The following is a 22,424-nucleotide window of genomic DNA, read 5'->3' on the forward strand; positions in this document are numbered from 1 at the left end:
TCGTTCATTTGTATATTTGCAATGTTTTACTTCATAATCAAGTTATAGATCACTTGGGTCGCTTCTGCTCGGGAAGCGATCCCTTTTGGTGCAAACAGACCCTGACCTTGGCCTTGAACTAGTCCTAGGCCGGCTGCTCCCTTTACAGAAGCGGCTGCCCAAGAGGAGACCTGCTTCATATCGGTGAATGCCACGTCAGTTGAAGCCACATTTCCTTTGCCATTCTTCAGTTCATAGGCTTTCATTAACATGACCGTGATTTCTTCACGGGTGATCTGTGCGCTCGGCTCGAACTTGGTCGCACTTCTGCCGCTCACGATGCCCGCCTTGTAAGCGATAGAAATGGACTCCGCGTACCAAGCAGACGGAGCCACATCAGCAAAGCTAACATCTCCCCTTGTGGTCAACCCAAGGGAATGTACGAGCATAGAGGTGAACTCGGCACGTGTAATCGCACGGTTAGGTTCAAACTTGTCTTTGCTAATCCCTTGTACATACAGCTTCGCCGCCAGCTCTTGGATTGCAGGACTAGCCCAGTGATTGGCTGGCACATCTACAAAAGTCCGTTTGAGCTCCAGAACAGCATATTTGCTGAAGTGATTAACTTCTGCTGTCAATACACCGCCAGCATAATTCGCAGGGATATATTCCAGCTTACCGTTATCCGCAATATAGTAAATGCCTCCACGTCTCAAATCAAAACCTTCTCCCACTGTCAGACTTAGCGTAATGGGTTGATCAAACGTAGAGAGCGTTTCTATTGTGCCAGTTTTCGTGGTCACTGACAGACTGAACTCATAGACATCCCCCATGAGTCTAACCTGTGCATGAGTAGTTCCCGCCGCTGCTGCAATGATCTCATTAGCCTTATTGCTAAGTGGTACTAATTTCAGGGTAATTGTGCTATCATCTCGCTGAGCTTCCGGTAGCTTGTTCTGCAACTGACGGAGCAAATCCGCAGGCACCTTTATGGAGAACTTACCGGACTTCAAAACCAGCGTATGATTCGCCAACTGACGAACTACATCAGAAGATAATTGTATTTGCTGTATGTCTCCCTTAATCTCCACGTTTACTTCACCAGACACACTATCCACTTTCAGCATCTCTGACGTAAGAAGCAAGGTTCCTGTAGCATTATAATGACCTGCATTGCTACCAGGAGTACCGTTGTTGTTACCCGGATTACCTGGTACTTCTGGATTTCCCGGTTCTACAGTGGGGGCTGCTTTGACTGTAACTTCTGCCGTAGCTGTGAAGCCGCCGTCTACTGTTTCCACAGTAATTGTGGTTTTCCCAGCATTTACAGCCGTTACCGTTCCATACACTACGGTAGCTACAGACGTATCGCTCGAAGTCCAGTGTACTGCTTTATTCGCCGCCTCTTCCGGAGATATCGTAGCCGTCAACTTTCCGGTTTCACAAGCGGTTAATGTTAGCTCTGTCTTATCTAGCGATACACCTGTTACTTTCTTAGGTGCAGCTGTTAATTTTACCAATTTTGATTCAGTCGGCTGCAAGGACAATGCGAGTGTTCCTGAAATCGTCGAAACCTCTCCTGTCCAAAGGTCTTGCATCGTGTACGTTTCTGCTGCATCCAGTCCAGCGCGACCGAGATTCACTGCTTTGTCTGCCGCGGCATTGGCACTGTAGTTGAATACGGCCATATAATAATCGTTGCCGTCTTTCATAACAAAAGTATCCGCTGCATTCGCATTCGTATTTCCTTCCAGCGGCTTGAACACTTTACCTTTTAACGCTAATTCGAGAACCTCCTTGTTGTTAAACAAAGCAGTCATATATTCTTGTGCCTTTGGATCGTTAACATCATCAGAGCCGAGAAGTACAGTACCGGCGATAACGCCAGAGTTCATGCGGCTACGAGCTTCAGTTAAGCTGGAAGCACGGGCCAATGCCAAATGATCGGGATCCGTATAGGTGTAGATCGTGCCATTTTGCCAGAAGCCATAAGTTAACGAATTCAGCATGTACTCCGTTTCATTGATCTTACCGTAGGTGTCGCAGGAAATACGTCTGCTGTGTGCATATTGGCTTGGAAAGATTGGCGCAATAGATGCGCTAATGAACATTGTTCCGTCCAGACGTTCTTTCACATAACGCATTCCTTCATTATAAGCTTGGATTCCTGTCGTTACGGTTGGATCGAAATGTTGCCCCTCAAGCGAACCATGCGTCAAGAAATCTAATTTGATGAAGGTAAAGCCCAGATCCTTAAATTTATCCAAAAAATAATTCATGCGTAGCTTAGCACCTGGATGTGTCACATCCAAAGGAAAAGCTCCATCCAGCGTAGGCAGAGGTTTACCCTCGGCATCCTTGAGGACAATGTCACCATACGTATACTTATTGTCGGTTCCCTCTACAAACTGGCTCATATTGTTGCCCCAATAGACAAATGGAGCCCAATAGATACCTGCATGCTGTCCATTGCCCTTAATTACTGATACAGCGTCAGCAAGCTGCTTATCATTCAAATTATCCCAATAGGAATCCATATTAATAAACACATTACCATTATTGTTGAAATCTTTTAGGTGCTCCTTATAGTAATTGGAGACATCCACAACGTCTTGGTATGAAAGTGTACCTTCGTAAGCTCCCCAGCTGTTAAAGCCAACCGGTACGCCTTGCGGCAACTCAGGATTCAGCTCCAGCGGAGGTGTGATGATCGCATTAGCTTTTCCGTATTCCTCAAGCCCTGTACGGTAATCGCTGAATGCCCCTACCATAATCATCGGCGAAGACAATTCCGCGCCTGTAAGAATGCCATGAGGCTGGGTATCCCGTGTAACGTCGCTGGCTGCTCCGCCATAAACCGCTAGCTCATTCAGCCGATTAGAAGAGCCCTTCCAGTCAATTCCGGTCTTCCAGGTATCATGAGTGACCGACCCGAGCACAAGACCGTTTCGTGTCGAGTTATTAAAGATAGTCGTCATTTCATAGCTGGTATCCGCACGGTTCATAGATTGTGATTTATAACGAATCCAAGCATCATTGTCAAAAGGAACGGTCAGTACTCGGTTATCTGCACTGGCACCGATATCCACACCACCAGAACGTTTTAAAGTAATAGGTGACATATAATTCGTCTGCAGCGCCGTATCGCTAACGGCATCCAGACGAGTTAAGAAATACTTCTGATCGTCATAAAACTTGTAAACCTGCTTGAGGGTCGGCTGTCCAACAGAAGTGTGGACAAATGTAAGCTCCACGCCTTTGCCGAAGCCATCCTGAATTTCTACCGGAGCACCAGCATTTGCATGATTCTCATAGCTTTTAGTCTCGATAAGAGTATCACCGAGTTTGATACTGCTATAAATGCCATGCAGCTTCTGACCATCCGTCCACTTGTAGCTTGCGTATCCAGACTTGGTATTAAAGGACACTTCATAGGGTCCATTAGATACGAGTGTTCCATAAGTATATTCGGTAACAGTGATGGCCCCGTAGTTATTTGAAGTCCCCGGTGTCCCCAGATCACCATCCTCTTCAACGGGAGGATTAGGATCTGTACCCATTGCCGGTTCTACAATGATGCGATCCAGATCTGGCGCATACCAATTGCCGTCTGAGAATTTGATTGTATTCTCACCTTCGTTCAGGGGCAGTGTAAGCTCATATGTGAGAGCCGTATCCCAGTCTGGTGTCTTGGGCAGTTCATAATACTGCTCTGCCCCACCATTAGCGCTGACGTATAAGCTGCGCGGGTCACCTGAGAAATAAGCTACCGTGATTCGATAATCCCCTGTCATAGGAGCCATAATCTTATTGAAAGTTAAGGAACTGCCACCATTCAGATACCCTACCTTCTGACCACCGGAAGCATTCGGGCTATCGCCAACTCGTGCTTCTCCAGTTAAATCATTGACCGGAGACTCCGCTTCATAACTGATCGTATACGGAATGACTTCAATCCGGTCGAAATCTGGAGAGTACCAGTCATGATCTGAGAAAGTGATCTTATTCAACCCTTCTTGCAAGGAGACTTCCACATCATAAGTTCCTACCGTATCCCAGCTTGCCGTCTTTGGCAGATCAATCAATTCATCCAGTCCATCATTCACCTGCATATAGACAGGACGCTGGTCACCGGAAATATAGGAAATACGGATCAAATACGTTCCCGCTGCCGGCACAGTGACATTTGTGAACTGTAAAGTACTGTTTTTATTCATATCCTTTACAATTTTCCCGCCGGAAGCAACACTGCTGTCCGCTATCTTGGCGTTGCCTGTAATTATATTTTCAAGCGCTTCAGCTTCGATGACTGTTCCATGAAGCTGCTCTTTCCAGTCGCCTCCAGATCCTTCACCTGGGTCGCTGTCGTCCAGTCCACGAATTACAATCTTGTCGATGTCTGGAGAATACCAGTTGTTGTCATCAATCAGGATGCTGTTCTCTCCAGCATTCAGCGGAAGAGTCACATCATAAGTTCCCACCGTATCCCAGTCCACTGTCTTGGGTGGTTCTTCAAACTGCTTATCGCCGCCATTGGCGCTGATATTGAATGGCCGCGAGTCGCCAGAAATATAATACACTGTAATTTTATAATTCCCACTCTCACTTACAGTCACATGATTGAACTGCAAAGTGCTTCCTTGATACATGCCTCCGACTTTCTGCCCCCCGGAAGCCGTTGGGTGTTCAGAAATAGAAGCATTGCCAGTCATAGTATTTCCATCAGCTTCAGCTTCATAGATAGTTGCCGTATCATCGGCATAGACGCTTCTGGCGAACTGGCCACCGCTGCCCATTACCAAGCAGATCATGACAAAGAACAAGAATCCTCTTTTCATTGCTTTCCCAAACATTTAATCCCTCCGTTTGTAGGTCTCCTTGCACATTGGTGATATTCGGGCTGTAGCTGTCCATCAAGTCATCAAAGGGGTGAAGCAACATCTTGAAAGCGCTACCGATTTTCGATGAACTAAAGCTCCTTTGATTGCCTTGATGGATGAAGCCCCTCACATGTGCTGAGTTATATTACATGCCTAATTGTAAAAAGCAGAGGGGCGAATATCCATATCGCAAGTTTATTATTCGTAAGGGAAAGTGACTTTTATTTCATATTACCGTACTGAAGTGCTGGCGCACTCACAGACTCTTCCTATACTCGTTAGGGGTAACGCCTTGGTTCTTTAGAAATAGGGAAATAAAATAAGACGTGCTTTCGTAGCCGACTCTTTGGGCGATATCGTATCGATGGCCGGATGCAGCTTATAGCCAACCACTTGACTTTGTTGCCAAACGTATCGAGTTTAACTCCCCAGTTGGCATTGCCGGTGAGTTCGCTTTTTCGCATAGGTTTTTTTCTCGTAGGCGTGAATGGCTGCGCTTTCGATTGCGACATGAATTCCGACCACGATTCCTGCTTCTTGTCACTGAGAGACAAGATCCTCAAACAACTGCATGACAAGTTTTTTGCGAGTCGCTCGGCAAATACTGCTTAACGTAGAAATCGAAGGAGCGGGCATGTCCAGCCGAAGTTCACATTGGTAATGTAAGCGAAGGTCAAACTCTAGTCTGCGCGGTGAAGGATTACTCAATTGTCTCGCATACGACCGTAAGTCCAGTCCGCTGAACAAGAGGGCAATCGCTCTTTCGATCCTTTTATTTGAAGCTCATCAAAGGAAAAGAGACTTTCTTGGAGAATATACAAAGGGGACTTCCTCCTCTGAGTGTTTTGGTGTCGTTACCAAAAAACTTCTCCAAGTTGGGGTGAAATCCTTTTTTTATGCTCGAAAAACCGTTGTGTAACAAGGACTTAGTGCAAAATACTCAGCTTAAAAATTATTATAACGTTAGATATCAATTTCTTTATTTTCTTCTCAACTACACTCGTTAACCCTTTGGAACTAAATAATTCATCATGTGAAATATAACCTTTAGCAAACTCATAACTCTTCTCCAAATGTTAACTATTTTCATACATTAATTCGACCTGAAATGCGCAACTAGTTCCTCATACTCCAGATTAATATATTTTTGATTACTTTCTTTATCCTTGACAAATTTCAATGATCTATCTTTTGATCCATTAACCGCCATTACCCTTCCTTTAATCCCTTAAATTGACCACATATCCTCTAACTGCTGTTCAAATAATATTTAAGATATTTTCTATTTTCACCCATTCTGATTGATCCCTAATATTTCTAAATTCAATTTGTTGCAGTTGATAATCAGCAGTCATTACAATACCGTGTAGCACTCTATCATAATTTGTATAAAATACTTTTAACCATAAGGGGCTATGATCTTCAATAGATTTATTTATAGCGCAAATAATTACTTGTAATTCAACCACAGAAAGTTGTGGTTTTGATCGTACTACAATACTTTTATTACCAACTTGACATTTTACTTTCTTTAATAAATTTTTATCTACTTTTCTTATCATTTATTGTCCTCCTGATAATTTATACAGAAGTCCAGCAAAACATATCTATGAACAAGAATATGTAGAGGACTATCATTAATTATTATGAACTCACTAAAGAATATTTGTTTGTATTATATATAAGTGAACATCTCTTAGCAATAATCAACTTAATAGTATGAGAGATAATTAAATTAATCTTTAATAAGACAAAACAAAGACTGCAAACTCAACAAAGAGTGTACAGTCTTTACTTTACCCGATCTACAATCTTTAAACATTGTACTTCCTTCTTAAGACTGACAGCTTAGATTTCGGGATGATTCAATCCACATCTAACAAAATAGTGTTAATTCAAATTTATAGTTTATGCTTACCCTCTCATTTATCTACCTAATTTGTTAATGAATTTGTGTACGAGTTGTTCCATTCTATCTGATTTTTGCCTACAGTACTAAATTGTCAAGTGAGTCATTAATTCATTCTCCGTCTTTAATTCGTAATATTTACTACCATAATTAACGATTAAATACTAATCATAAGGTTTAAACTATAGATACTTAATAAGTCTAATATACCAATTAGTACGGACAACTTTAGAATGGAGGAAATAGATGAACCAGAATGTATCCTTAAAATTTCTTTTTCCAGTCCCTAAAGTCTTCTATTCTTTTCCTATCCATTTTTTGCGAATCGCTTCCTCAAATACGTCCAATAAAGGCATTTCCAGAATTCTTAATTCACTCTTGGAAAACGAATATATGACAATTGATGATGTAGTTAACAGTACCATGAAGGAACTAACTCAAAATCGGAATTTCGGAAAAAAAGGGCTGCTTATATTATTAAATTTACTAGAAACTATTTCTCATAAACCTGAGTTGATTCTGGAAACGAAGACTCTTGAACAAGGATTACGAGATGAAATAGAACTGATAATACAGGAGCCTCTCATTAAAGAGCAGCTCCTTGAGTTAGGTATTAATATTTAAAAAAATTAACCCGTAAAACTTAGGGTCGGTGGTAACATTACTGGTCTAAGTATCAAAAACGATGAGCATCGGTCATTACACCACTTTGAAATGAGCAAAAAGAGGGGAAGCGGCACAACTCCATAGACCTGTGTTTGGCCACATTGCGAGTTTCCATGCATCATGAATATAGCAGTCGCAGGGATAGTCATTCCCATTCTGCTCCAGCGCCAGCATAGTGCTACATCTGGAGCGTTATACACAGTTAGTGTATTCTTATCAAAGAAGCGGACAAGGTCCGCGACTGGCTGTTACCTCTCCGCTTATAGAATTGACTAGTTCCCTGGCCTTGATAAAGTCCCCCCAGTGAAGCACTATAAGGATGTTGAACTCAACCCTGTACCACCGTATGCGGTTTTTGCCCTTATTCACTTGGACTCCCAGACCGCGTGAATCCACCTGTGCGCATCATGGAAGTCGCGGGGACCATCGATGCTAACGCCGTTAATAAACCGGTATTTCCGAAAAAAGCCTCCCTTTCGTGTACAAAGCGTTGCGGATCGCCGTATGCGGAGGAGCGTAGGCTACCGAAGGGCCAACACCTCCTCAAAGAAATCCAGTCCGGCCAACAACGGTTCCCTGCTCATCTCCAAATATTCACGGATAAATTTCTCCAGCACGGCGGAAGAAATTACGCTCGTTGTCCTGAACTGGATTAAACGCATTGCAGAAACCGAAAACTGACTGCTTTACGTCAATTTCTGGGGCCAAAATACGGCTTATCGCGCTCTGTATACTTTCGGTAAGCAGTTCCCTTTCACCGATAAGCCACTGCCATCCTAGCTGTTTGAAAAGGTGCTGAAAGCCCATAATGGAGATAGGCTCGCACAGCGCGAGCGAAATCGATATATATATCAACTAGCCCAGTACACTTGCACCAAACCTGACATGAGTAGATATGGAAAAATAACCCTTCAAAAAAAATCGGTTCCCCCTAAAGTTGTAGTTACCACAGCCACAACATGAAATAGGAGGAACCTTGAATCAAATTATAAATTTCAAGACCGTGGCTGGTCAACTTTTAAATTGGATTCCGGTGGACAAAAGGCATCCGGTGCACGACCATCGTGTCCCCAAATTAACAACGTACCGAACCATTTTCTTGTTTCTTTTCGCCTTGCTCCAAAATCAACCGTCTTTGTCTGAGTTTTCTGCCTACTTTCGTAAAGCAAAATGGTTACAGCAGATCGTGGGCTTCTCTTCCATTAGTGACTCGGCGCTCAACCGACGGCTTCAGCGCATCCCTCTTTTTCTCCTTCAAGAGTTCTATACCGACCTGATGGAGGCGCTGATTCAGTGTCAGCTTAAGCAAGATCGTTTTCCGGACATCGGGGCGTTACGCGTCATCGACCCCACTCAACTTTCGCTTACGGCTCACGGGGAGCACTGGGCGTTTACCCAAAAGGGGCAGGTTAAGGTCAAGCTTCATCTTGGGTTGCATGTCTACAATGAGCAGAATGTGCACCCTGGACGAGCGGTGTTCTCGACGGCCGGCGTCGCGGATCACGATCCGGAAGTGCTCGATCGGCTGCTTCAACCCGATCGGGAGAACTCTACGTATGTCATGGATCGCGGCTATCCCGGATACCACCAGTTTTGTGAATGGGACCAGGCGGGCCTTCGGTTTGCCGTTCGGATAAAACAGAACAACCGACTGACGGTGACGCGCCTGCGGCCACTCCCTCCAGAGTGTGGGATTGTGGAAGACGCTGAGGTGCTGGTCCCAAGCTCGAAGGGGGAACCCCATCGAATGCGGCGAGTAACCTATCCGTATGTGAACCGGAAGGGAAAGGAGTGTCTCAGCGTTGTACTCACGAACCGGTGGGATGTGGAGGCACCAGTAATTGCACAGATTTATAAGCTTCGCTGGCAAATCGAGACGTTTTTCAAGACCTTTAAGCACCGAATGAATGGGGCGCATTTGTACACCAATCAAGCAGAAGGCGTGACGCGTCAAGTCCTGCTTAGCCTGATTGCTTATGCGTTTATGGAATGGATACGAGTGATTGGGGCTCCCGAACAAACAATTCAGCGGGTCTTACAGCTATTCCGTTTGTACGCCGATGCCGAACCTTGTGACTTTCGGGAAGCCTTAGAAGGGAAAAAGACCCGCACGAGTAAGGGCAGGCGAAAAAAGCCAAAGATCGGTCGCCCCCGGAAACACCCACTCGTGCCAAAGCCAAGCGAATAGTCGTTGTTTTTTAAGTGAATAAGCTATTCCAAATCCATTTAAAAAAATGTGCTGTGGCTGGTGTAGATTTCGTGCGGCCTTTTTTAGATAAAATCGAGTCTGTTCACCCTCCGATATCTTCCGTTGATCTAATGTTAGGTTTCTTGCAAGTGTACTGCAACTAGCCACAAGAGAATCCCCCATTCCCGAAAAAACCACAGATATTAACGGCCTCAGCAGATGTTCGACTACTTTGACAAGGGGATTCGCTACATGGACGGCCATAGCGGCCGGATTTTGAAATATTGAAAGTGCAAGAGGTGATGTACGAGACCGTTATCAACCAGAAATGTATAGAATTAAAAGAATTCCTCTTTGAGTATCAAAATAAAAACGGATTGCCACCCGAGCCAGCCTCAACCCTTTTTTTGTACTGGTCTATGAACTCACTATAATTGAATTGTTAATCAAGGTTAATAGAATTGACCTTTTAACCGACGCTTATGCCGATATTGTAAAAATATTATTATGATGGTGACCATACATATATTTTAGATGAGATACCTGTAAGGTATGTAGCGTATATTTTAGCAGCAAATGTAGGATCTTCTATCGGGGTTTTAGTCCAGTGGATCAAAAATAATATGTATGAATCTCCGGAGGATCTAGTTACTAATGGATTTTTTCACCTGAGAACTCATTCCTTGCAGATCGTCTTTGAAACGCAAAAGAAACCCAGTGTCTTAAATAATCTGGGTTTCTCGACAATCTGAATGACTTTTTCTTACCAGAAAAGTCATTGTTTTTTATTAAATTAAGTACACCATACAGGTTTGACTTTTCGTATTATCGGTGTAAGTGCCTTAATCGATTTGAATGATCATAATTGCAATCCTTTGACCGTTTCTTCAAACCAAACACAGAAAGGTTCATTTATTGCTGCATGGAGAAGAAATAGCAATATCTTTAAGTATAGTTTTATCTACTGCGGTGCACTTGTTGATTGGCGAACGATCAGTTTTGTATCCTGTATTAGTTTTGGCACAGCAAAATTCCCGTTCTCTTTTTTCGAAATCATCTCTAAAACTAATTGGGCAGCGGAAGCCCCCATCTCATAAAAGTTCTGCTGTATAGTTGTAAGTGGAATGTCGAAGACCTCCCCGGCTTGCAAATTATCGAAGCCCGCAATCGACAGCTTCCCGGGAACCCCGACTCCGGCCAAATTCGCGGCTTTCATAAGCTGAATCGCCGTTTTGTCATTAACGGCAACAATGGCTGTTGGCTGATTATCAAGACGGAGTAGAGCTGAATGGGCTCACGGCGTATCTCCGCCCCTGAACCCCCTTGCGCCAGAGTCAGCGATATGTTCAACTCATAACCCTTGCGGTAGACGGCGGCCGGCACAGAATCTCCGGCATGCGGATACAACGCGTACGTAAACCGGTGGACAGCACGGTCCGCGACCGGATCGGGAGAAGCGGGACTTCTCAGCAAATTCAGATCCATTACATGTCCTCGAACGCTATGCCCGTATTTGGAGTCGTTCAGCAGCGCCACTCCATAATCCGGCTGGGACAAATCGATATAGTGATGTGCCGCCACTTCATCCTTCGCGAACTCGATCATGCTGTTGCGCGTCGCGGGCTGCTCGATCCGGCCGAACTGAATGTCGGAGGTGAAGTGTTCACTGGCAATGTTTACGGGAAAGGACACCCGCAGCATTTTGTCTGATTCATTCCAGTCCGCAACGGTTTGAAACTCGATCCGGTCCGAATCCTCGGATAGGATAATCTTCTGAACGAGGGTAGACTCACCGTATTGATAATGCTGTTCCATAATGGCCTGCGGACCATTGATACGGAAGATGCTGCTCATCAGCTTCAGAGTTCCGGCAACCGTTTCGCGGTAGTCATGCGGGAAATCCCAGACATCCCCGTTGTCTTCATAGACTGTGAATACATTTGCTGTCGCGTTCGGATAAATGGCTTCTCTCTTCTTCTCCGCCAAAGCGTCCTACAACGACTTCCTTCTCCCGTTCATCCAGAATATCTAGGTTACGGTATATCTTGCTCTTCTCAATCTTAAGATCGACTTCCTTAATTACGTCATCGGCTTCAGAGCCGAGAATATCAATCAGCGTGATCTCGTTACCTTCCTTGTATGTTCCAATCGGATCGTGAAGGGATACGTCCTTTCGAGTCTTTTTCAGACCGAAGGTGCATTAGGATTTCATTTTCAATGCATCGTGCTGCAAAAGTAGCCAACGTCGTCCCTATGTGCCGAATCTGCCTCCCCCAAATACTAAAGAACACAGATTTATAAACACTTTTATAGCTTATGGCTTACAGAATTCATCCTAACATAGAGCAGATTTTTTAGTATTTCCGGCGAAAATACATTTTTTGAGCCTTTTTTTCTAATCATCACAACAATTTGAGGCTAATGCAATCGCTCCTGCCAGCCCCGCATTATCACCTAAATTGGGAGGAACAACATAATTGTGAATTTCATTGTTTAATAAAGGGTGCGCTATATAGCCGTTAAGCAACTCATGCAGTTTATTGCGAATAAGAGGGAAGAGCTGGCCTTGCTTCATAACCCCGCCACCCATTATGATTTTATGGGGAGCTAAAATCAGCACATAATTCATTAAAGCGTGGGCTAAATAATGAGCCTCCATAGCCCATGCGGGATGGTCTTTGCCAAGCTCTACAGCGGATTTTCGCCATCGTGCGCCGATCGCTGGTCCAGACGCCATACCTTCGAGACAGTCTCCATGGTATGGACAACAACCTTTGAACGTATCATCTGACAACCGCCGAACATAAATATGTCCCATTTCAGGATGAGAAAGTCCATGAACGATTTCTCCCCCCACCACCGCGCCAGCACCAATCCCTGTCCCTATCGTTATATATAGGCAACTGTCTAATCCTTTCGCAGCACCCCATTTGTATTCCGCCAGCGCTGCTCCATTAACATCAGTATCAAAAGCAATCGGTAGAGCCAAACGTTCCTGAATGGCTCCCACTATATTGTACTGGCCCCAATGCGGCTTGGGCGTCGTTGTAATAAAGCCATATCCGGAACTGGAGGCAATGGGATCAATCGGTCCGAAAGAACCGATTCCAATAGCCTCAATTGACTTTCCTTCAAAATATTGAAAAACTTGAGTCATGGTTTCTTCGGGTGTAGTAGTCGGGAAACTGGTTCGATCAATAATTTTCCCATCCTCATAACCGATCCCGCATACGAATTTAGTTCCTCCTGCTTCGATTCCACCTAATAGTTTCATTAGTCCTGCCCCTTCTCGATTCCCATGTTATGTTGCAGGCTACTGAATAGCAAAATCAACAATAAAAGTTTTAATCTCATAGGGATTTAACCGGAATGCAATGGTAGACGAGTTCTGCTTGCCTCCCTGTCCGCGTTCCAGCAGGTCACATTCTTCCCAGCCCTTGATCAGATAATCGCTGGATACCTCGACCTGGCTGCGGGAGCCGGCATATTCATGTAGGCGGATGATCACACCTTTTCCATCTTCCGCCTTTTTGACCGTATCGACAGCAACCCCCTTGGCCTGGGTATGGAAAAGTGATTTGCCCGTATTTGCAGCACTGCCAAAATAGGAAAATAACGGATTATTCAGCATCCAAGCTTCTTCCGCAGTCCGCGCTTCCACCCAGTCTCCGTTATGGGGCAGCAGCGAGTACGTAAAATGATGCTCTCCTTGATCTGCGTTCGGATCTGGATGGATTGCCGATTTGAGCAGAGACAGCCGGATTACGTTGTCCTTAATGTCATGGCCGTACTTGCAGTCATTCAGCAGACTGACCCCGTAGGATCGCTCTGACAAATCGACCCATTGATGACCTACCGATTCAAATCTGGCCATATCCCAGCCAGTATTCCAGTGCGTCGGCCGTTTCACATTGCCGAACTGGATATCATAGGTTGCTTCCGTTGCGCGCACAGCGACAGGGAAGGCCGTCTTCAGCAATTGCTGGCGCTCCTGCCAGTCAATAAATGTCGCGAAATCGATGCGGCGATTAGTGTCATAGACAGTCATGTCCTGCACGATGACAGAATTCATGTAGTTCCATTTAAAGCGGACCGTAGAGAGAAGCGGGCCGTTAACCAGCATTTCCACAGATTGCAAATCCCTGATCTCACGGACTTTCTCCTGATAATAAATATCTATATCCCAGGCATCATGCGCCATTGGCTTATCCTCAAACACCTGCAGAATATTGCCGCATTTCCCTTCAGCCAGAACCTCCCGCTCCGCATCACGATCATAAATAGACGTAAGCTGCCCAGCTTCGTTCCATTCGAGGACATAATAAGGTGTAACCAGACAGGAATCTCTCAGGTTAAATGGGCCCGCCCCTTCCTCACGCTGCTTCACACTTTGCGGCGTAAACCAAATAGTCTGCTTGCCAAGTGCAGGGAGCTTCTCTACGCGCACTTTCCATGCTTCGTCCTCGCGCTGGGCCTGCAGTAATTTTCCCGCCGCATCCTGCCATACTCCTTCTTCCATACCTGGCTCAAGCGAAATAGTAACTGTATCTGTGCGCACGAATGACGCGCTGTTAAATATCTCTACAGCGGCCTTTGCCGAAGAAGCTGAAGCATCGAGCGTTTGGCTCTCAGCCGCCGAAGTTCTCGCCTCCTCCCCGATAAGCTCTGCCTCTGCATACTCCACGCGTGAGTCCTCATAGACCTCGCCTATGGATGAACCTGGAATAATATCATGGAATTGATTGCGCAAAATCGTCTGCCAGCCCTCAAGCAGTTTGGCTTGTGGATAAGCCTCCCAGCTTCCACGCTCGACAGCATTCAGCGTCTGAAGCCATTCCGCTTCCCGGTACAACAGCTCCAGCTTGCGATTCATCCGTTTATTATAGGCCTGGCTCGTGTAGGTTCCCCGATGATATTCCAGGTAGAGCTCACCATCCCAGGTATGAATGTACTCATCCGTTGTTTTTACCGTTTGCTGCAAGCGTTCAAAATATTCATCCGCCCTGCCGGTTACGACATTCGGCAGACCGGGCATATTCTCCATCCGCCGCCGCATCTCCAGCATCTCCCGGTTCACTCCGCCGCCTCCATCGCCGTAGCCGTAGGACAACAGCAATTGCTGATTGAGTGACTTGTCGCGATACTGCTCCCAGATACCTTTTACTGAAAAAGGCTCTATCACACCATTGTATGTATAGAACCATCCCTTAGGCTCGGCAGTCTCCGGTGCTGTGACAAAATGCGTCAGCACTTCAGAACCGTCAATTCCGCGCCATTTAAAGGTGTCATGCGGCATCCGGTTATATTGATTCCAGCTGATCTTGGTAGTCATAAAGGTATCAATGCCCGATTTTTTGAGAATCTGTGGCAAGGCCCAGCTGTACCCGAATACATCGGGCAGCCATAAGTACCGGCAATCCGCACCAAACTCCTCGCGGAAAAACTTTGTCCCATAAAGAATCTGCCGGACAAGCGACTCTCCGCTGGTCAGGTTGCAATCAGCCTCCAGCCACATCGCGCCGCCGGCCTCCCAGCGGCCTTCCTTCACCCGCGCCTTGATCTTCTCATAGATTTCCGGATAATCCGCTTTGATATAAGCATACAGCTGCGGCTGAGTTTGCAGAAATACATACTCGGGAAACTGCTCCATCAGTTGTAAGACAGTAGAGAAGGAGCGGGCTGCCTTCTCTCTCGTATGCGTCAGGCGCCACAGCCAGGCTACATCTATGTGGGTATGCCCGATGGCTGTCACAGTAATTTCTGATACTTGCCTCATACCCGCCAGACGATCCGCAAGCTCCTGTGCTGCTTCTCCAACAGAGGTGTAGAAGCTCTCCGAACCCGGCCGGGACCAATCGATTCGCAGATAGGCAGAATCCAGCGTTTTCAGGAGTTGGTGCTTCTCTGGCCGGTCCTCCGGCAACAACTTGACAGTGTCAAGTATAGCGCGTCCATTATAGTACAAATCATCTGCTGCCCCATCAAGCCAAGCCAGTTCAGCACGCTTTAACTGATGCTCCTGTTCGGCTGGTTTCCCGCCTCCCTCCAGCCCGGACCATAACCGGAAATCAAGGGCTACCTCTCTTCCCGTATATTCGGCTGGTAGAAACACCTCCTGATGGTTGGAGTCAACCCCCTGAAACGGTTCTCCCTCCAGATACAATAAAGACTCGAATCCGGAATTGTTGCCGCCGCCCGTCTTCCCAAAGTCGAAGATACCGACAATCCGGCGCTCTTTCCACTCTGCAGGAATGGATATTTTTTGGGAGAGCCAGACATACACATCTCGTCCCTTCCAGCGGTCTCCCGTGTTTACCTTGGTATTCCCTTGCAAATCAGGGACGCAGCGGACTCCGCCCGCTTTCTCCTCATCCACTTGAAATAACCATTCCTCCAAGCGGATAGCCTCACGATAACGGTAAGCTGAAAGCTCATTAATCCTTAATTGAAGCTTTTCCAATGTGTAAAACATAAAGACTGACACCCTTTCATTAGCACGTGTTATTTACCCCTTAATTCCTGCATCCGCAAATCCTTCTACAATATATCGTTGCAGGAATAGGAAAATAAGAACAGGCGACAGCACTGACATTGTGGAAAGCGCAAAGATCAGAGGATAATTGCGGTCTCTCACCTGCTGCAGGGAAGCTACCAGAGTGCCAACATATCATTTATTTAGTAATACCCGAATGCTTTTTATCTCAAAAGGAGTGAATTCCAGCTCGACCTCTGCGCTATGCTCCTGCAGCAGACGAATCGGACGCTCCATCAGATCGCATTCCTCGATGGACAGGCAATCCAGTCCAAGGCTGATCGCTGTCCGTGCCCGGGTTCCGCATGTTTCATACAGGCGGAAAATGAGATAATCACTGTCTTCCGCTTTTTTGACGGATTCCAGCATGACAGCAGGATGCCCGATCTGAATGAGCTGAATGGGCTCACGGCGTATCTCCGCCCCTGAATCCCCTTGCGCCAGAGTCAGCGGTATGTTCAGCTCGTATCCTTTGCGGTAGACGGCGGCTGGCACAGAATCTCCGGCATGCGGATACAGCGCGTACGTAAACTGGTGGACAGCACGGTCCGCGACCGGATCGGGAGAAGCGGGACTTCTCAGCAGATTCAGATCCATTACATGCCCACGAACGCTATGCCCGTACTTGGAGTCGTTCAGCAGCGCTACTCCATAATCCGGCTGGGACAAATCGATATAGTGATGTGCCGCCACTTCATCCTTAGCGAACTCGATCATGGTGTTGCGCGTCGTAGGCCGCTTAATCCGGCCGAACTGAATGTCTGAGGTGAAGTGTTCACTGGCAATATTCACGGGAAAGGACACCCGCAGCATTTTATCTGATTCTTTCCAGTCTGCAACGGTTTGAAATACGATCCGGTCCGAATCCTCGGCCAGAATAATCTTCTGAACGAGAGTAGACTCACCGTATTGATAATGCTGTTCCATAATAGCCTGCGGGCCATCGATGCGGGAGATGCTGTTCGTCAGCTTCAGGGTTCCGGCGACCGTCTCGCGGTAGTCATGCGGGAAATCCCAGGCATCCCCGTTGTCTTCATAGACCGTGAATACATTCGCTGCCGCGTTCGGATAAACGGCCTCTCTCTTCTGTTCTGTATCGTATACGGAGAGAATATGTCCCGCTTCGCTGAAGCGGACCGTCAACCGTGAATTTGCAAGCAGTCCGTCCGCCGCCGCCAATCCTTCGATCACCTTGTCTCCGGTGGCATCTGCAAGTCTCAGATAGCTCATACCAGGGACAGTTACCCAGAGCCATTCATCTTCCACACGAACCCATTCTTTCCGCTCCCAAGGCAGTGAATTGAATACGGCCGTCTCTCCGCTCCAGCCGGACAGTCCGGCGATCTCCGCATAAGCCTTGCTAATCATGGCATACACTTCGTCATACAGCTTGGCGTAACGCTCCAGCGATTCGTCATAGACTCTCGTTATGGATGATCCCGGCAAAATGTCATGGAACTGATACAGCAGCACTTCTTTCCAAATCTCCTCGAGCTTTGTCACCGGATAGGAAGAGCCTCCCAGGCCATGCAGCAGAGAGGAAGCATATTCAAGCTCCCGCAGCGCCTTTTCCAGCTTGCGGTTATACCATTTATTGCGTGCCTGCGTCGTCAAGGTCCCCTGGTGCTTCTCCAGATACAGCTCGCCTTTATAGGTCTCGAAGCGGGCGGCTTCCTGCTCCAGTCGCTGGAAGAAGAGCAGTGAAGACTCCTGGATCACCGGCGGCAGACCGGAAAGATTATGCTCCCGGGCCAGCCGCTCCAGATGCTCCACTCCGGGCCCGCCGCCACCGTCGCCGATGCCGAACAGCATCAGTGCATGGCTGGACACATTCCGCTCCAGATAATCATGCTCAATCTTGACAAGCGACCGCGGCGCCGCAGGACTGTTGTAGGTATCCTCCGGCGGCAGATGCGTCAGCACCCGTGTTCCGTCGATTCCCTCCCAATAGAAGCTGTGATGCGGGTGGTCATTGTATTCACTCCAGGACAGCTTCTGGGTCATCATATAATCGACGCCGGACTTCACCAGAATTTGCGGCAGGCTGCCCGTATAGCCGAAGACGTCCGGCAGCCACAGCACCTTCATTTCCTGGCCGAATTCCTGTTCAAAGAAACGTTTGCCGTACAAAATCTGCCGGACCAACGCTTCGCCGCCGGAAATATTGGTATCCGGCTCCACCCACATCGCGCCCTGCGGCTCCCAGCGCCCTTCCTCAATCCGCTCCTTAATCTCCTGATACAACTTAGGATAGCTGTCCTTCATCCACTGATAGAGCTGCGGCTGGCTGGCTCCAAAGATATATTCCGGATATTTTTCCATGTTGCGCAGCACCGTCGAGAATGTGCGGGCGCCTTTGCGGATGGTCTCCCGGATCGGCCACAGCCAGGCCAGGTCCATATGTGCATGTCCGATGGCGCTGACAGTCAGATCGGGATCGCCGCCTTGCTTGACAAGCTCCCGTGCAACAATGCCCGCAGCCTGGCTTACCCGCTGGCCATCGATCGTGGATAAATGATTGGAGGCATCGTACAAGGCCTGAACAATCCGGGCTTTGCGGGCGCTGTCCTCCGCCAGCCGTTCTGCCAGCTCCAGCAGCACTTCGAAGTCGTAATACAGGCTGCGGATATCGTCATGACAGACGGCAATCACCGCTTCCTTCAACGTCCCGCTCCGGTAATGGCCGAACAGGTCGTTGCAGCCCGCATCTCCCCACAGCTCAATCCGCTCCCCGCCTGCCGCCTCAGGCAGCAGGTCCACCACACGCTTGCCTGGCAGGCCAAGCGCATACTCGAATTCGGAATTGATATTGGTCAATCCCTGGCGCGGTGATCCCGACTCGTCTACCAGACACAGCTCGCCGTTCACGTCGATGAGCAGCACAATCCTGGCTCCGGCCGCCTCAGCCGGTACAACGCCCGCGAAGTGGAACCACGCGCAATCCCAAAGCTCACCCCAGCGCTCACCCGCGCTGAGCTTGACATAGCTTCCTGTCGTTTTTTCGGTGTAGGCCACAGGCTCCTTGGTCACCCATGCCTCAACCTCCAGCAGGCCAACCGTATGATACATCGCCTCGTTCAACTTTTCCTTCACTCTCTTTATCTTCTTAAGCTTAACTTGATCTGCTTCGAATGGCATTCTCTCACTCCTAACTAATTCTTACCGTGCAGTTGATAAATGAATGCGGCAAACAGACTGTTCGACCATGCGAACCAGGGCCGTGTATATTCAGCCGGAGCATCCGGATTAAACCCTTCGTGCATGTAGCCCGTATTCCCGTCAGTGTTGGTCATCATGACCAGAATCCCGGCAATCTCCTCAGGATCCAGTGAGGTCAGCCCCTGCATGGCCAGCCCAATATGCCAGATATATCCCGGCGGAGTATGAGGGCTTCCGACACCACGGGCATATTCCCCTTCAAAGTAATACGGATTGGAGCGGCTTAGCACAAAGTTTCTCGTATTCATATACAGAGGATCATCTGCAGCGGCATAGCCTAAATAAGGAATCGACAGCAAGCTGGGTACATTGGCGTCATCTATAAGATGATGGTTACCAAATCCATCGGTCTCATAAGCATATATTTCGCCGAATTCAGGATGAATCACCGTGCCGTAGGTCCTGATACCATAATCGATTTCTTCTCTCAATTTGGCAGCGCGGCACGCCGTCTCTGCATCGTTGTAAACCGTGTGGAGAATTACCTCTGCGTATCCCAGTACGACAGAGGCAAACATATTGGCTGGAATCAAATAACCGAATACGCAGGCATCGTCACTTGGGCGGAAGCCGCTCCAGGTCATCCCCGTATAATTAACCGGCATCGAGGCGCCGTTGTTTCTAAGCGTATCGCCCGGAGGACAGTTCAATCGCTCAAAACGGTATGGAGACTGCTCGTGATGTCTTTGCTCCACCGTCCACAAATCGATAATGCGCTGTACCGCCTCCTTGAAGGCATCATCAAAAATATCGATGCTCCCCGTCTCCCGCCAGTACATGTAGGCCAACTCAACGGGATAGCAGAGCGAATCAATCTCGTACTTGCGTTCCCACACCCAGGGGCCGGATTCGGTTAAATCCCCCTCCCAATGCCCATGGTCATTCGGTTCCTTATTGAAGGCATTCGCATAAGGATCTTCGTTTATACAGAAAATTTGCTTGCGGATCAGCCCTTCTATCACTGCCTGCAGTTCGGGCAATTCGCTGACAAAGGGAATATAATGCTTCACTTGAGCACTAGAATCCCTCAGCCACATCGCTGGAATATCGCCTGTGATTACAAACACAGAACAGTCTTCCAGATATTCAACCGTTGTCTCAAGAGTACTCATGAAGCAATTGTTAAAAAGAGTGCCCAGCTTCTTTCTATCCACAGCCAGCTTGGAAAAATAGCCCTGTCCCTGTTCTATAGCGTCTGTAAGTTCTTTCCATTTGACTGAATCCTGGAAATTGATGATTGGTTTATTCAAATGCGTCGCCTCTTTTATTATGCTATTGCCGAATCTGAATCCATGTATCTTCCTGCTGATGAACATACCGGACAAGCAGCGTGCGGGATTCCCCATCCCATTCCCAGTGAAGCGCCTCTACACGGCTATCCGTATCCAGGATTACCTCTGCCGGCTTGGCCGCACAGCGGATTCTTGCCGCCGCAAGTACCCCGATCGGCCCCCGAACCGTAAAGCGGACGCCGCCGGGTTGCTTGATCACATTTTCGATTCTGGACGAACTGGCGATAACCTCGATTCCTGCTGAAAGTTCTGTGCCTCCACCCGGAGCAGAGTAATCCAAATCGTATAAGAATGCCTGCTTGTCAGGCTCAATGCTGACCCTATTCCGGATGGACAGCTGCGGATCAAGAAGATCCACGTAATGGCCCGTCAGCTTCAGCGGATCGGAATGAATGGATTCCCGCATGACGGATGCAATCACGTACGGTCCCCGGCGGAGCATGAAATAATTCCGCGGGCTCCAGCGCAAAAGCGGATCGTTTAGACCCTCGATAGCCTGCTGGACCACATTACGTAGCATTTCAGCCCCTTCAGGACTCTCCGCCAGCCGCTCGGGATGAACCGGCAAATACATAAGCAAGCCACGTCCAATCTCCGCTGCGCCTTCGGGCATTCCGGCATCCACTCCCAGAGTCTCAAACAGGTGTTCGCGCGGAGATTGATACCTGCGTTTCCCCTGATTCCACCATTCTCTGACCTGGTGATACGTATCACTGTCATCGCCGACATAAATGAGCGCTCCCCCGTCCCTGACCCATTGCGCAAGTGCATAATGGATGTCAGGGTTCTCCGGCTTCATGAACTCGTAGCTGACAATGAGCACCCGGTAATCGTCCAGATAATTCGCGGAGCGTCTGATGTTGTCCAGTTGAACCGGCCGCACGGGAATGCCATGCTTGACCAGAGGGAGCGTCAAGCCGTAAAAGGAAGAGAAATTTAGCAGCTGTACCGCATGCTCGTCGGTCAGTTCTACCTCGTTCGTTCCGTCATACTTCATCATAAACCCGGCTGTTGCAGCCCCGGGCGTCTTCCGCTGATACATTGCCGAGTCGGAGAGCAGAACACCAAGCGGGATACCGCCTCCCGGCTCGGCAATAACCGGCTGGTCCATATGCTCCAGCGTATGCATCACATTAAGCAGCATCGTGGCATAATCGGCTGGAATCCGCTCCTTGCCGTGACCGTCTTCCGCCGGATATTCCTCTTCAAAAATACGGCGCGGCCATGGGGCAACCTCATAGCGGCTCACTTCCGGATGAAGCAGCGACGCAGTCAGTGTCTTGATATAATTAAACCGGTAATCCTCCCAGGTATGCTTGGGATCATCCTCAATCGGATCATGCAGGAACCACATCTGGCGGTCTGTCCCGCGAACAAGCTCCTGCATAATGCCGTATTCAAGAAAAGCAGTCTCAAATGTGCGTTCGGAACGCACACCCTCATAGACATTCGGCGTACGAGAGGTTCCGGTCCAGATTTGAGCGATATAGCCGTTGATGGAGGGCACATCAAGCAGTCTTGATTCAGGACTTACAATCCGCCACTGTGCGTAATTGATCAGACTGTGCGTCGGTACGTAGAAACGCAGCGGTCGGCCGTAGCGGACCAGCGAATATTCTTTGAGTGCCGAGCACAGGTGGTCCAGACAGCGGGTATACAGGTAGGCCTTCAGCTTGGAAGCCCGGTACTGCGCATCCGCCGTTTGCCCCGGATCACTCCAAGGTTCGTTATAATAGTTCTGCCACTCCCGCTTGAACGC

13 protein-coding genes and 2 pseudogenes are annotated in these 22,424 nt (G+C 47.9%); 2 read left to right on the plus strand and 13 right to left on the minus strand.

Features of this window, described 5'->3' with window-relative positions; genetic code table 11:
- Positions 1 to 26: 26 nt before the first annotated feature.
- The 4 genes and pseudogenes from R50345_RS30410 to R50345_RS21840 form a co-directional block, all read right to left on the minus strand.
- On the minus strand, positions 27 to 4,832 hold the full coding sequence (locus R50345_RS30410; RefSeq protein ID WP_052414683.1) for an S-layer homology domain-containing protein: 4,806 nt from the start codon (positions 4,830 to 4,832) through the stop codon (positions 27 to 29).
- 283 nt (positions 4,833 to 5,115) lie between these two features.
- Positions 5,116 to 5,214, minus strand: a complete 99-nt coding sequence (locus tag R50345_RS32350; protein WP_331281376.1) for an AraC family transcriptional regulator — start codon at positions 5,212 to 5,214, stop codon at positions 5,116 to 5,118.
- Positions 5,211 to 5,680: pseudogene (locus R50345_RS32490) on the minus strand (transposase); the annotation flags it as partial. The pseudogene R50345_RS32490 and the gene R50345_RS32350, both read right to left, overlap by 4 nt.
- A gap of 438 nt (positions 5,681 to 6,118) precedes the next feature.
- A complete protein-coding gene (locus tag R50345_RS21840) occupies positions 6,119 to 6,421 on the minus strand; it encodes a YolD-like family protein (RefSeq protein WP_042130069.1) in 303 nt (100 codons plus the stop codon).
- Positions 6,422 to 7,014: 593 nt separating this feature from the next.
- Here R50345_RS21840 and R50345_RS21845 point away from each other — a divergent pair.
- Positions 7,015 to 7,392, plus strand: a complete 378-nt coding sequence (locus R50345_RS21845) for a DNA-directed RNA polymerase subunit alpha C-terminal domain-containing protein (RefSeq protein WP_042130071.1) — start codon at positions 7,015 to 7,017, stop codon at positions 7,390 to 7,392.
- A gap of 636 nt (positions 7,393 to 8,028) precedes the next feature.
- On the opposite strand, the gene R50345_RS21850 is transcribed toward R50345_RS21845, so the two are convergent.
- Complete coding sequence (locus tag R50345_RS21850) at positions 8,029 to 8,241, minus strand: hypothetical protein (RefSeq protein WP_042130074.1); 213 nt, start codon at positions 8,239 to 8,241, stop codon at positions 8,029 to 8,031.
- A 169-nt stretch (positions 8,242 to 8,410) separates the two neighbouring features.
- Between R50345_RS21850 and R50345_RS21855 the strand changes: the two genes are divergently transcribed.
- Positions 8,411 to 9,622 carry an IS4 family transposase gene (locus R50345_RS21855; protein ID WP_042130076.1) on the plus strand — a complete coding sequence of 404 codons (1,212 nt, stop codon included), beginning with the start codon at positions 8,411 to 8,413 and terminating at the stop codon, positions 9,620 to 9,622.
- 961 nt (positions 9,623 to 10,583) lie between these two features.
- Here R50345_RS21855 and R50345_RS21860 read toward each other — a convergent pair.
- The 8 genes and pseudogenes from R50345_RS21860 to R50345_RS21890 form a co-directional block, all read right to left on the minus strand.
- Positions 10,584 to 10,874, minus strand: a complete 291-nt coding sequence (locus R50345_RS21860; protein WP_081389714.1) for a substrate-binding domain-containing protein — start codon at positions 10,872 to 10,874, stop codon at positions 10,584 to 10,586.
- Positions 10,835 to 11,608 (minus strand): glycoside hydrolase family 38 C-terminal domain-containing protein, encoded by a 774-nt coding sequence (locus R50345_RS21865; RefSeq protein ID WP_042130080.1) that lies wholly within the window; start codon positions 11,606 to 11,608, stop codon positions 10,835 to 10,837. The genes R50345_RS21860 and R50345_RS21865 overlap by 40 nt, the downstream gene beginning before the upstream one ends.
- A pseudogene (locus R50345_RS30930) lies at positions 11,586 to 11,874 on the minus strand (RNA polymerase subunit sigma-70); the annotation flags it as partial. The pseudogene R50345_RS30930 and the gene R50345_RS21865, both read right to left, overlap by 23 nt.
- A gap of 143 nt (positions 11,875 to 12,017) precedes the next feature.
- The gene (locus R50345_RS21870) at positions 12,018 to 12,896 is read right to left on the minus strand and encodes an ROK family protein (RefSeq protein ID WP_042130081.1); all 879 of its coding nucleotides are present in this window, start codon (positions 12,894 to 12,896) and stop codon (positions 12,018 to 12,020) included.
- 39 nt (positions 12,897 to 12,935) lie between these two features.
- A complete protein-coding gene (locus tag R50345_RS21875; protein ID WP_042130083.1) occupies positions 12,936 to 16,094 on the minus strand; it encodes an alpha-mannosidase in 3,159 nt (1,052 codons plus the stop codon).
- 195 nt (positions 16,095 to 16,289) lie between these two features.
- On the minus strand, positions 16,290 to 19,292 hold the full coding sequence (locus R50345_RS21880; protein ID WP_042130086.1) for an alpha-mannosidase: 3,003 nt from the start codon (positions 19,290 to 19,292) through the stop codon (positions 16,290 to 16,292).
- Positions 19,293 to 19,306: 14 nt separating this feature from the next.
- Positions 19,307 to 20,623, minus strand: a complete 1,317-nt coding sequence (locus R50345_RS21885) for a glycoside hydrolase family 125 protein (RefSeq protein WP_052414684.1) — start codon at positions 20,621 to 20,623, stop codon at positions 19,307 to 19,309.
- 22 nt (positions 20,624 to 20,645) lie between these two features.
- Positions 20,646 to 22,172 carry a hypothetical protein gene (locus R50345_RS21890; protein ID WP_231573867.1) on the minus strand — a complete coding sequence of 509 codons (1,527 nt, stop codon included), beginning with the start codon at positions 22,170 to 22,172 and terminating at the stop codon, positions 20,646 to 20,648.
- Between the last annotated feature and the right edge of the window lie 252 nt (positions 22,173 to 22,424).

Origin of the sequence: Paenibacillus sp. FSL R5-0345 (assembly GCF_000758585.1) — a bacterium.
Classification (GTDB): domain Bacteria; phylum Bacillota; class Bacilli; order Paenibacillales; family Paenibacillaceae; genus Paenibacillus_AQ.